This is a genomic window from Ureibacillus aquaedulcis (assembly GCF_030418165.1).
GTDB classification, from domain to species: domain Bacteria; phylum Bacillota; class Bacilli; order Bacillales_A; family Planococcaceae; genus Ureibacillus; species Ureibacillus aquaedulcis.
Genome location: NZ_JAUHTQ010000002.1, coordinates 82,368 through 95,465, shown reverse-complemented (window position 1 = coordinate 95,465; position 13,098 = coordinate 82,368). Strand labels below are relative to the sequence as shown.

At 37.9% G+C, this 13,098-nt stretch carries 12 protein-coding genes; all 12 read right to left on the bottom strand.

From position 1 onward, the window contains the following. Positions 1-239: 239 nt before the first annotated feature. The 12 genes from QYB95_RS03095 to hutP all read right to left on the bottom strand — a co-directional run bounded on the left by QYB95_RS03095 (position 240) and on the right by hutP (position 12,844). On the bottom strand, positions 240-860 hold the full coding sequence (locus QYB95_RS03095) for an HAD family hydrolase (RefSeq protein ID WP_301136626.1): 621 nt from the start codon (positions 858-860) through the stop codon (positions 240-242). A 685-nt stretch (positions 861-1,545) separates the two neighbouring features. Continuing rightward, on the bottom strand, positions 1,546-1,683 hold the full coding sequence (locus QYB95_RS03090; RefSeq protein ID WP_301136625.1) for a hypothetical protein: 138 nt from the start codon (positions 1,681-1,683) through the stop codon (positions 1,546-1,548). Between the two features lie 171 nt (positions 1,684-1,854). Continuing rightward, on the bottom strand, positions 1,855-2,019 hold the full coding sequence (locus QYB95_RS03085) for a hypothetical protein (RefSeq protein WP_301136624.1): 165 nt from the start codon (positions 2,017-2,019) through the stop codon (positions 1,855-1,857). A 365-nt stretch (positions 2,020-2,384) separates the two neighbouring features. Next, positions 2,385-2,564: a hypothetical protein gene (locus QYB95_RS03080; RefSeq protein ID WP_301136623.1), complete on the bottom strand. Its 180-nt coding sequence runs from the start codon at positions 2,562-2,564 to the stop codon at positions 2,385-2,387. Between the two features lie 424 nt (positions 2,565-2,988). Next, on the bottom strand, positions 2,989-4,452 hold the full coding sequence (locus QYB95_RS03075; protein ID WP_301136622.1) for a S8 family peptidase: 1,464 nt from the start codon (positions 4,450-4,452) through the stop codon (positions 2,989-2,991). Positions 4,453-4,740: 288 nt separating this feature from the next. Next, positions 4,741-5,382 (bottom strand): hypothetical protein, encoded by a 642-nt coding sequence (locus QYB95_RS03070; RefSeq protein ID WP_301136621.1) that lies wholly within the window; start codon positions 5,380-5,382, stop codon positions 4,741-4,743. Between the two features lie 22 nt (positions 5,383-5,404). Beyond that, on the bottom strand, positions 5,405-5,896 hold the full coding sequence (locus QYB95_RS03065) for a hypothetical protein (protein WP_301136620.1): 492 nt from the start codon (positions 5,894-5,896) through the stop codon (positions 5,405-5,407). An 864-nt stretch (positions 5,897-6,760) separates the two neighbouring features. Next, positions 6,761-7,735 carry an agmatinase family protein gene (locus QYB95_RS03060; protein ID WP_301136619.1) on the bottom strand — a complete coding sequence of 325 codons (975 nt, stop codon included), beginning with the start codon at positions 7,733-7,735 and terminating at the stop codon, positions 6,761-6,763. Position 7,736: 1 nt separating this feature from the next. After that, complete coding sequence (hutI, locus tag QYB95_RS03055) at positions 7,737-8,993, bottom strand: imidazolonepropionase (RefSeq protein ID WP_301136617.1); 1,257 nt, start codon at positions 8,991-8,993, stop codon at positions 7,737-7,739. After that, positions 8,993-10,669, bottom strand: a complete 1,677-nt coding sequence (gene hutU / locus QYB95_RS03050; RefSeq protein ID WP_301136616.1) for a urocanate hydratase — start codon at positions 10,667-10,669, stop codon at positions 8,993-8,995. The genes hutI and hutU overlap by 1 nt, the downstream gene beginning before the upstream one ends. Positions 10,670-10,760: 91 nt before the next feature. Continuing rightward, a complete protein-coding gene (hutH, locus tag QYB95_RS03045) occupies positions 10,761-12,278 on the bottom strand; it encodes a histidine ammonia-lyase (RefSeq protein ID WP_301136615.1) in 1,518 nt (505 codons plus the stop codon). Between the two features lie 122 nt (positions 12,279-12,400). Continuing rightward, on the bottom strand, positions 12,401-12,844 hold the full coding sequence (hutP, locus tag QYB95_RS03040) for a histidine utilization transcription antiterminator HutP (RefSeq protein ID WP_301136614.1): 444 nt from the start codon (positions 12,842-12,844) through the stop codon (positions 12,401-12,403). Positions 12,845-13,098: the final 254 nt, after the last annotated feature.

The window sequence follows — 13,098 nt, the reverse complement described above, 5'->3', positions numbered from 1 at the left end:
CTCAATAAAAAAGGCATTAATCTTTCTTGGATCAATACCTTCTTTATTATAACTATCTGTGTTGTGTGCTGCAGAAATCTTATCTATGTTCATGCACCTAGCACTTTCAATTCAATTCCCCAATAATAAAATTCTTTGGTTTTATATCCACTAACAATCTTAGCTACTCTCTCAACTGTTTCCGAAATAGACTTGTGGATTGTATTAATTTTATTGTTTGTCAGGCAATTGTTAATACTTCACTGGAAAATACTTAAAAGTTCATCAAAACTTTCAATTTGATGATCAAATTGACTTACTTGCCCAAATCCGTATTTAGCAAATATAAAAGGAATTTTAGCAAATCTGGCCGCATTTAAATCACCTTCTGTGTCACCTATATAAACTGGATTTAATAAGTTGTTTCTATGAATCAGTAGTTCAATATTTTCAGCTTTTGACAGGACGGTTCTCCCATGACTTTCAAAGTCCAAAAAATACTTTTCAAGTTTATGATACTTGTAGAAAGTTTCTATGTAGCCATCTTGGCAGTTGCTAACAATGTATAGTTTATAATTTTGAGAAAGCTCTTTTAGGACATTTTCTACATTTGGATAGAGAACTCCACCATGTTTTTCTAAGAAAGATTGTTCTACTTCGCAACAAACATTTACAAGTTGTTGCCGCTCCTTATAACTTAAAGCAGGAAAGAGTTTTCTGCTTATTTCATTCATTTGTAATCCCATTGTACCTTCAAAGTCTTTCCTAGTTAATTCACTTTGTAATTGGTTATTGTTTGTTATAACGCTGTTCCATGCACTGAGTACTGTGTCAATTGGATCCCAAAGAGTTCCATCTAAATCAAAAATTATGCTATCCAATTAAATTTCACATCCCTCTAAAGTAGTTTTATAACTAATTTTGTTTTCCATTGCTTATACTTTGGATAGCCGGCTCTTAAACAGCAAGGCCATACGCCTCCCAAATTAACAATACATTCTAAGTAAATCCATATAATTAGTATACTAAGTAAGGAATTCTTCACATCGATACCCTACTTTCTCTAAAGCGTTTTAATTTAAATTCTACAACACCTGGTACCTTCATTTTACTAAACTGTAGATTAGTTAAAGGGCATTTCTATCAAATGCATTTAATTCTAACACAATATCCATATTTGCTAAAAAATGCAGTTTAACAAACCGACCTTCAAACAAAGAAAGCACAATTCCTTTTTAAGAATTGCGCCCGATTTGAATATGTTATTTATTTATCTCTTATTTTCTCTAAGTCTTTAATTTGCCGTTTTATTTCTTTAAGTTCAGCCCTTAAAGACTTGACCTGCTTTGAAGTATCAATTCCATATCGAACGGCGTATGTAATAATGAGAAATAGAATAATTAAACCAATAATACAGAATAGATATATCTCCATCACCATTTCGCTCCAAACTTTTCTACCTCAACATTGCAAAGAATGTTGTGTGTTCATTTAACATTAAAATTAATAATATTGCCTGAGATGAAAATAGACCCATCTTACATAAGGAAAAGCGTCCGTTTATTACTAATTTTGCTGTTTTTGATTTAATTCATCACGTAATTTTTTTATTTCTTCCGTCTGTTCAAGAACATTATTATTCAATCTTCTTATTGAATCATATATAGCAAAAAGGCCAACAAAAATTAAAATAGCAAAAAGCATATCGATAATTTACCTTCTTTCTAGTATTTTTACTTCCAGAAGGATAATAACTTTATCTTTCAAAAGTAATACATCTCTATATATTAACATTAATTTCAGATTTATTGGGAATTGTTATTCATGAGAATGGCCCTATTATTGAAAAAAGCAAAATTCCTAAAGAATTACACCCTATTCTGGAATTAGCTTTTGAATTATATCTTCAAATTTCATATATTCAGGTTTCATTTTTTCTTTAATAGCTTCCATAATTTTTTTAGCTTCTTCTCTTGAATATCCTTTTAAGATCAACTGACAATAAGCATACAAATATTCTTCACTAGTCATTTCAGCCACAAATTTCACCCTTTCCTATTTTGAAATTTAATTCAAATAAACACACACCTTTGTTGAAGACGTTAACTATTAAGAACACAATTATACTCGAACTACGCCAGGTTGCAATATTCGAAAAGCCACTCGTTTTGCTTTTTGGTTAAGGACGATTTTCTTAAAAAATGGCCCCTCCATTTTGCCCTTTGCATGAAGAAAGACGCCTTTCATTCTACTAGGCTATACCATTAGTTTAACTACATTTCCTCGCAAATTTTACTACCATTAACATGATGATGCTCAACAATCTAGTCCTTAATGAAAAAAGCACCTTCCTTATCAAGGAAAGCACCCGCACCCGTTTGTCAAATAAAGATAATGTAAAGTAATTAATCAGCTAAATTAACGATTATCATATATAGATTTGGTATATGAATTTTACAATCATCCATTGTTTTGGAAGCTAAATATTCATCGGGATGTACCTGCCATTTGCTTGCAATGCTATTCAGCATCATTTTCAACTTAGCTTTAGATAATATATCAACTTCTAATAATGTCCTATACATATTCTCGTTCTTCCAATATTCTTCTACTTTTGATACAGAGACACTTACATCAAAACTATTAGTAAACTTCTTAAAGTGATTTATTATTTGCTTATTTTCCTCCATAATAAATTATTTTTTCTATAATTAAAAACACCGAAAATGAAAATAGACGTGAGTTACTTCACTACATTGCCCTAGAATGTAAAAATGCGCCTATTCCTATAGAATGGCACCCTTTAAAGGAATAACTGAATTAAGTTCTTACCCCTTTAACGGCATAATTTTTCTTGAACTAAAGTACCTAGTAAGCTTTCATTGCTATTCCACTGCAACTTATGGAAAGATCACTAAATAAAAAATACTCGACTCAAGTAGGCAGAGCTGATTTTTACCCAATAAAAAAACATGAACCGTGATGATGGTTCATGTTTTTTTGTCCAGTTTAACGAACTTGGAATGAAGTTGTTGCCGAACTGCTTGTATAATTTAGTTTCGTTGTTTCACTCTTCACTTTATAAACACCCTTTACTGTGTATAAGGACGTCGTCATATAGCATGTAAGTACGCCACTTGCATTAGTCAGCGATTTTAGAGTCGTTATTCTGCCCGTTGGGGAAGTAATCGAAAGTGTGACATTTGCATTGGATAGAGCCACTCCTTTGGCATCCACTACTTTCGTGGTAATTGTTACTCTTTCTCCTCCCAGGTAGGATGTTTTATTGGTAGATACAGTTGTATTGGTTGTTAATGCAACAGGTGCTGTAGTGTTTGACATAACAATTGGAGCTTGAATTAAACCAAACCCAAAGTATGTATCTTTCCCCACTAAGCCCAAGTCCACAACGCTGCTTTCTAATTTTTTGCGCAAGTCCGAAGCAGAAAGCATAGGATATGTTTGTTTTAATAACGCCAGATTGCCTGCTACATACGGTGCAGCCATAGATGTACCGCTCATATAAACATATTGGTTTCCTAAGTAAGTACTTAAAATTCGGTCACCAGGTGCCGCCACGTCCACCGCCGTACCTGTTGATGAGAAGTAAGCTCTCGCATCTAGATTATTGGTTGCAGCAACCGCAATAGTAGAATCATAGCGGGCCGGATAATTGACAGTATCTCCGGTTCCGTCAGCCGTACCACTATTCCCGGCAGCGGCAACTACTAATACTCCTGAATTGTATGCTTTATTCACTACATCTTTTAATGCTAATGATTCAACTGACAGACCTAAACTTAAGTTGATGATATGTATTTGATTCGTTATGGACCAGTCAATCCCTGCAATTATATCTGAAACATAGCCGCTGCCATCTGCATCCAATGCCTTTACTGCATAGATATTTGCATCCGGTGCAACTCCTATTGTTCCAAAACTATTGTTTTTCGCACCGATAATTCCTGCTACATGTGTACCATGGCCGTTATCGTCTTGATAAGAAGTAGTATAATCGGTAAAGGCTACGCCACCGGCAATGACTAAATCATCATGAGTGGAGATTCCTGTATCAATTACAGCGATTTTTATCCCTTTTCCCGTCACGCCACTTGACCAAGTTTTTGGTGCGTTGATGCGTTGAATTCCCCAGTCCTGCGTTTGAGCGGAAACTTGTACAACCTCATCTTTTTCCACTGCTGCAACATTTGGGTTATTTCTCAAACCTTTAATTGCTGTTGCCGGCACTGTAATCGCTAAAGCTGGAACGTGTTTATACTCACGGTTCACTTTGCCTTTTGCATTGGAAACCAGATTTTTATCTACCTTTTCCTTAAATAAAATAATGACCCTCTCTTTGTCATTGCCGTTTTTTGCATTTTCTTTTCCTGTAATATTCGCGGCTGAAACATTGCCGGAAAGAAGAGAAAATAAGAGTATAAATACAAGCCAAATGGCCATGTTTTTCTTCAAAAGTAACGCCTCCCTTAATTTTTACAACGGATTTCTAATAGGTTCGTTGTAATTTTCTCGGATTTATCCGAGTTCACTATGAATATCGTCACCTTTTAAAATTTATTAATAGGTATTTTTAAAAAAATTAACATTTTAAAAAATAAAAAACCCCATGACTATTTTACTATTAAAAGAGTGGTAATTGGCTATCTTCTAAGAATATTTTTCAGAACGAAAAAGAGTAAAACCACGTAGTTCAGGTAAGAGGGTTTGCTTCTTTATCATTTACTGAAGAGAGGTCAGTTTCTAAACTATATGTGATATTCCACAATCTGGCACGATTGTTGAAGATCGTTGTTCAACTATCACATTTTTGTAATCTATCTCCAAAAAGTAAATTGCTTTACTTAAAACATCATAAAAGAATTGAGTGAATTCCAAATCTTTAAATACAAAAACTTCTATCTGTTTATCATTGTTTTGATAGGCTTCATATATTCGGTGGTTTCCATTGATACAATAAGGTCTGTCTCCAGTCAAATACTTGCTTTGAAGAACCATTACTGGATTTTTATGATTGGGCTTTATGCAATGTGGATCCTTGTTTATGTTGCCTTGATCAACAGACTCAATAATATTGGATGGTGAAAACAATTCCGGTTTAATGCATTTTTCTTTTATTAGCGAGGTAGCGCCATCAATATCTAACGCATATTCAAATACTCCAGTCGGAAACTCTGCATATAATGAAAATGTCTCCTGACCAATCGGATGAATTACAGGATAAGTTTGATTGATAAGTGTTCGATTTAGAATTTCAAGCCACTTAGATGCAATCTCGGAACCATAACTTGATTTTTCCTGCATTTCATTGATACGTGCCATAACATGTTTAAAAGGTTTGAAATTTTGATATGTTTTTTCATAGATTTCTATATTGTTTTTCAACTCTAATCCTCCAATCATCTTTTTATTGAATATCCAATGCAACTATATACGTAGCGGTACTATCTTCCCATATCCCTACTATTTCAACTACATGTTTCCCTTTTTCTTTTATCTCTTGAAAAGTATTGTATGTAGCAACCATATTATGACTATCCCAGACGTTTATTTCATATCGAGTTGGTTCTGTTTCAAAAAATATTTTTGCAGGTTCGGTTAGATTAACACTAACACCTTCTTCAACATTTACTATCTCGGTTGGGGGTAAAAAATCAGCCAACATAGTTACTTCTTGCATCTTATGCTTGTCAAAAAATGTCCAATTGTAGGTACCACGGTAAGTTTTTAACTCATCCTTACCAATTGTTAACTTTATATTGGGTGGCTTTTCTTCTTCGTATGGCATCGAGCTTGCAGTATTTTTACTTTTGGATGGCTCATGCTCCTCTGCAATACTGCATCCTATTAATGAGAGTAAAACTACCAAAGCCAATCCCGTTCGACTCAAAGCATACATAATAGTCCCCCCTTTTGAATTAGTGTTTATTTTCAAAATAAAGTTACAACCCTCTTCAACCTATCTACCTAAAAGTTAAGTGCTCTATAATGAAAAAAATATTACTACAAAAAAGCACTAATCCTTCGTGGATTAATGACCTGCTATTTTAATTAAGTAATTCAATTTATTATGTTGCATTAAAAGGACTGCCATTTTGATTCTTTTTCTTCTTATTATTTCCTGCTATCTTTCCTATACAACCAATAATAAACAGAAGTATTGCTATAATTTCTAGAGGCACGAATAAAAGCAGAAATCCTAGTCCTGCAAATCCATCCTGCGTTATGTCTCTATAAATAAATGAACCAGCAACAGTGAATATAGGAGTAAAAATTACCGCTAAATACATGCCCCATATCATTAAGTTAAGTGGCCAAGACTGTTTAAAGGTAAGAATGAAAGCTATTATAAAAAAAAGTATAAGTACGAGGGATGAAGAGATTATTATTTGATCCACGCTCCTTTATTTTTTGTTTAAAATAATGCTCGAGATAAATTGCTAAGCCTCACAAAGTCCTAGTCTTGTTATTAATCATTTTGATTTAGACTTACCCAATTTTACCATATATTTCAACTAGTAGAAGTTCAGAGGGGATATGTTTTTTTATATTTGTCTAAACCGTCCGCGACATACTGGCAATTACTCCCCAACAGTCAGGCTCTATAGTCAATGAGAAGTCTATCACTTCTCGCTGCAAATTTTAAATTCCTCATGTTCTCTTAATAATAAACTAAAAAAGGATACTATAAAGCTGCTCTAACTAGCCCATAGTATCCTTAATGCTTTTCAATAAAACAATACAACCCGTCAGTAAACTTGGATCATTTGGTCTGTGAAATACACCCTGTAACAAATTGGAGCCATGCATATACCCCGGTTTTTACCGTTTCGGCAACCGCCGAATCTTTGCTGGGATCTAGACAAACAAAATCAACATGTCTAACAGCCGGGTGCTTACCGATTTCAAGTAAACTATCAAACAATTCAATCGAAGTCATGCCACCTGGAGTAGAGGCTGGTACACCCGGTGCGACTGAGATATCCAGTACATCCATATCGACGGTTACATAGATGCGGTCAACTTTCGCTGATAACTTTTCGAGTGCTCCCTTGATTGTATTGATAAGCCCCTCTTTTCTCGCTTGCTTTAATGTTACCATTCCGATATTGTGTTCGTTAGCATAATCAATCAATGGCCTTGCATTAAAGTAGCCATGCAATCCAATATTGATGACATGCTGACCCTCGACAATCTTCCCATCAATCAATTGCCTGATTGGTGTTCCGTTTGCCGGTCCCAATTCCTTCGGATCTCTTACATCCAGATGAGTATCAAGCTGCAAGATTCCAATTGTTTCATTTAAATAAGCTTCTTTGATTCCTCGAACCGCACACGCGGTTGTCGAATGGTCACCGCCGATCATACACGTTATTGTTTTTGGGTAGTGTTTTGCTAAATAAGCTGTAGTTTCTTGAATCCGTTGATGTGATAACAGAATATCTGTCGTATGCATTGCCACATCTCCGGCATCTGCTACTTTAAATTGGACTAAATCAACATTTTCATCCAGATTATATGTCGCAAAACCTTTCCATGCTCGGCGGAACTCTGATGGGTATAAGGAAGCCCCGGACACACTGATTGACGACCTGGAAATAGGGGCGCCATATAGAATCATTTCGGGCGCAGTTTTCAATTTCTTAAGTTGTTGAACCCATTGATGAACATAAGTTGGTTGATTTTCCTCTGGATGATTCCACGACCATTCAGGTATTTGAAGCCAATGCTCACTCATATTACACCACCTTTATGCCTTTTTTCCAAACAGATTTTACATGATTGACACCGAATAAATATTGCAGTTCCTGATAACTTTTCGTATTCCACAATACGATATCCGCTTGTTTACCAACTTCCAGTGAACCTACTTGTTCCTGACGATTGATTGCACAAGCTGCATTATAAGTTGCTGCTGTTAAACTTTCAGCCGGCGTAAGGCGCATCGAAATACAAGCCAGATTCATTATAAGCGGCATCGATGTTGTAGGTGAAGATCCTGGATTACAATCGGTCGAAATTGCCACAGCTACACCATGGTCGATCATTTTCCTGCCTTCAGCTGCTTCCTCCCGTAAATACAAGGCTGTTGCAGGGAGTAGACAAGCAATTGTTCCAGACTCCGCCATTGCCTTTATCCCTGCTTCCGATGCTTTTAACAAATGTTCAGCTGAAATGGCACCTATTTTTGCAGCCAACTCTGCTCCTCCATAGGGCTCAATTTCATCTGCATGAATCTTTGGAATTAATCCCAAACGTTTTCCTGCTTCTAAAATCCGCTCTGATTGCCGGGGTGTATAGACACCTTTTTCACAAAACACATCATTGAATTCGGCCAGTTTTTCCTCGGCTACTACAGGCAACATGTCATCTATCAAATGATGGACGAATGCATCCTCACGACCTTTATATTCAGGCGGTACGGCATGGGCACCCATAAAAGTTGGAACAATATCGATCATATGCTGTTCCTGCAGCTTTTTCATTACTCGCAATTGCTTCAGTTCCGTTTCAAGATTCATTCCGTAACCGCTTTTTCCTTCAATAGTTGTCACACCGTGGGAAAGGAAGGAGTCAAGACGACGTGTTGCTTGTTCAATCAGCTCATCTTCCGTTGCTTCTCTTGTCATTTTTGTTGTTGCATGAATTCCTCCACCAGCATTCATGATATCCATGTAGGTAGCACCCTTTAGGCGCATTTCAAACTCATGTTCACGGCTCCCTCCATAAACAACATGTGTATGGGGATCCACCAGCCCTGGAGTAACTAAATGGTTCGTGGCATCGACAATTTCTGCTTTATGAAGTTTATCTGAAAAGCGATTTTCGAGCTCTTTCGTAGTCCCTACAGCATGAATGATTCCATTCTCAATCCACAAACTGCCGTCTTCGATTAATCCCAGATTAGACATTGCTTCTTTGGTGCGTGGTCCTTTTACATCGGAAGCAAGTGTCGCCAGTTGAGCTGCATGCTTAATCCAGACCGGTTTTATCATTACTGATCAGCCCCTTTTTCAAGCATCGGCATCTTGATTCCTTTTTCGCGCGCAGTTTTTTTTGCAAGTTCATAGCCAGCATCCGCGTGACGTACGACACCCATACCCGGATCTGTCGTCAATACTCGCTCAATGCGTGCAGCTGCTTCTTTTGTACCATCAGCAACAATAACTACTCCCGCATGTAATGAGTATCCCATTCCCACTCCACCGCCGTGATGTACGGAAACCCAAGTAGCGCCGCCTACCGCGTTTACCATTGCATTTAAGATTGGCCAATCCGCAACAGCATCCGACCCGTCTTTCATTGCTTCTGTTTCTCGATTTGGTGAAGCAACAGAGCCGGAATCCAAGTGGTCACGACCGATGACAATTGGTGCTTTTAGCTCGCCGCTTGCGACCATGTCATTTATGATTTTCCCGAAACGCGCACGTTCGCCGTATCCTAACCAACAAATTCGTGAAGGAAGCCCCTGGAACTGTATTTTGTCTTGTGCCATGCGAATCCAGTTGCATAAATGTTCATTCTCGCTAAATTCACGTAAAATTGCTTGGTCTGTTTTATAAATATCTTCAGGATCTCCTGACAATGCCACCCAACGGAAAGGTCCTTTTCCTTCACAAAATTGTGGACGAATATACGCTGGAACAAATCCCGGGAAGAGGAAAGCGTTCTCTACCCCTTCATCTTTTGCCACTTGACGAATATTGTTTCCATAATCAAAAGTGATTGCTCCTTTTTCCATCATCTCAAGCATTGCTTTTACATGTGTTGCCATCGATGCTTTCGAAAGCTTTACATACCTTTTCGCATTCGAGCTCCGTAAAGCGGCTGCCTCTTCAAGTGACATCCCGGATGGTACATAACCGTTTAGCGGATCATGTGCGGATGTTTGATCTGTTAAAACATCAGGGATAAAGTTTCTCGCAATCATTTCAGGAAGAATAACCGATGCGTTACCTAACAAGCCAATCGATAAGGCTTTGCCCTCTTTCTTCGCTTCTTCGGCCAAACGGATTGCTTCCTCTAACTTATAAACTTTCACATCTGTATAGCGGGTTTCAATTCGGCGGTCGATTCTTGTTTCATCTACTTCAATGGCGATACATACGCCACCATTCATTGTTACAGCAAGAGGCTGTGCACCACCCATACCCCCTAACCCGGCGGTAACAGTAATCGTGCCTTTAAGTGTATTGTTGAAATGCTGCTTCGCTAACTCCGCAAAAGTTTCATACGTTCCTTGGACGATTCCCTGGGATCCGATATAGATCCAGCTGCCTGCCGTCATTTGGCCATACATCATCAACCCTTTTTTATCGAGTTCGTGGAATGTTTCCCAATTTGCATATGCTGGAACAATGTTGGAATTTGCCAGAAGAACTCGTGGAGCATCCGTATGCGTTCTGAAAATAGCTACAGGCTTTCCTGATTGAACAAGTAATGTTTCATCGTTTTCTAGTTCCTTAAGTGAGTGGACAATTGCATCAAAAGACTCCCAGTTACGAGCTGCTTTTCCAATGCCCCCGTAGACAACTAAATCTTCCGGTCTTTCTGCCACATCCGGGTCTAAGTTATTCATCAACATACGAAGGACTGCTTCTTGTTGCCAGCCTTTCGTATTCAGATTAGTACCAGTCAAACGCTCAATTTTGTTGTTTGAAGTCGCTTTCATAAATTTTTCCTCCTAATTGGATTATTGAATTCCCTAGTGTTTACACTAAGGATTTTTCATCTATATTCTTCAATTCTTCTAGCCTATAAATTTATCGATAGATTAATGCTTCACAATTTTCAAATTGAAAGGTCCCTTCCTTTAACCAGTTATTCATTGCCTCGATATCCTTAGAAAACACACGATCAGCATTAATAAAAGGAACAAGTTTCCTTGCATTCTCCAAAAATTCGCGAGTGGCTGCAGCCATTTTATCTTTCCCCCGAATTTCAGCTGCCTGGATACTGCAAATTGCTTCAATCGCCAAGACACGGCGTGTATTTGTAATGACTTGATAGGCATGTCTTGAGCCAATCGTCCCCATACTCACATGATCCTCCTGGTTTGCTGAGGAAGGAATGGAATCAACACTTGCCGGGTGTGCCAAGGTTTTGTTTTCGGATACAAGTGATGCTGCTACATACTGCATAATCATCGCACCTGATTGCAACCCTGGTTCAGGGCTTAAAAACGGAGGTAAATCATTTAATTGTGGATTGACGAGTCGTTCAATTCGGCGTTCTGAAATGTTGGCTAATTCTGCAACGGCAATCGCTAAAAAATCCATGGCAAATGCAATCGGTTGACCGTGGAAATTACCTCCGGATAAAACCTTCTCACCATTATCAAATATCAACGGATTATCGGTTGCCGCATTCATTTCAATTTCCAGTTTTTCTTTCACATAGTTCAATGTCTGCCATGTGGCGCCGTGCACTTGAGGAATACAACGGATTGAGTATGCATCCTGAACACGAAGTTCTCCCTGCTTTGTTATTAGAGAACTATCGGCCAGGTAACCTCGCATGCGCTCCGCCACTTCTACTTGCTCTCTGTAGCCACGTGCCAGATGAATGTCTTCGTCAAATGCATCAATGATCCCTCGTAACCCCTCAATGGTAATGGAAGAAATAAGCTCCGTTTGGTAAGCTAATTTTTCAGCTTCCAAGTAGGCAACAACTCCCATTGCCGTCATTGCCTGGGTACCGTTAATAAGTGCCAACCCTTCTTTTGCCGTTAAAGTAATCGGTACAATCGTTTCTTTTTTTAATGCCTGTATTGCGGGTATTCTTTCTCCTTTATAAAAAACTTCCCCTTCGCCAATTAACACCAAGGCCAAATGGGAAAGTGGAGCTAAATCACCACTTGCACCCAGTGATCCTTGCTGCGGTATGACCGGGTGAATACCGGCATTTAATAACTCCAGCAATCTTTCAATGACAACAGGACGCACACCGGAAAACCCCTTTAATAGTGCATTCGCTCGAAGGAGAATCATGGCACGGGCTACCACCTCCGGGAAAGGGTCGCCTATCCCGCAAGCATGTGAACGAATTAAATTGAGCTGGAGTGCTTCAACATCTTTTTTACCTATAAGCACATCACTAAATTTTCCAAACCCTGTTGTGATCCCGTAAACAACCCTCTCTTCGGCAACGATTCTTTCAACCGCTTTTCGACTTTCCTGGACCTTTTTTATGCTATCTTCAGAATAAACAACTCTTTCTCCTTCAAATAATATTTTTCTTACATCCGAAAAAGTAAGTGTTTGACCATTTAATGTAACCATCTTTTGTTCTCCCTTCGATTTGCTTTGATGAAATAAGCCAATAGAAAAGGGGGCTATATCAAAGAAATCACCAAAAATGATTTCTAGATATAGCCCCCTATTAACTGAATACTATGGGCAAATTATATGTGATTAATTCCTAAACCAATTGTTTCGTGCTCAGACCCTTTGACCGGTGCACCAATTGTTCCGTATAAGGAGACAGCAACCCAATCTCCTTCTCGCTCATTATCATAAGGATTTCCACGTAAAACAGCAAAAGATAATCCGACTGTTCTCAGGACAGATCCTATTTGCACCTGACCTCTCGTTATCCCATTCAACGCTTCAATAATGGCATGGTATAATGCATGTGATTCTCTATAAAGGTCAGGGTTTATTACCCCATTTTTCTTGGCCGCTGTTTCAATCGCGGCAACTACCTTATGTGCATCCATCGATCCAACTTTTCCTGTACAACTCTTCCAATTCAACTGCTTGAGGATTTCAAGATGTTCATTTGAATCATCAGAAAGCAAAAGTAAGATAGCGTGTTTACCAATACGACGATCATTACTTAATGCCATATTAACATCTCTTTTCATTTTTCTAAGTAAAATACAGCAACTTGCTGAATGTTCTAATGTCTAATAACTAATTTAATTGTAAACGCTTCAAAATTGGATGTCAACGGAATTTTTAGAAAATTTAGCAAAAGGAACATAATCAATGACTGCTTTAATAGATACGTATATTTTCTCTTTAGCCTCTTTTATATTTGGAAAAAAGCCTAATAATATGCTACATACCAGGCAACTGATTCGTTGTGCTAATTTTTTCT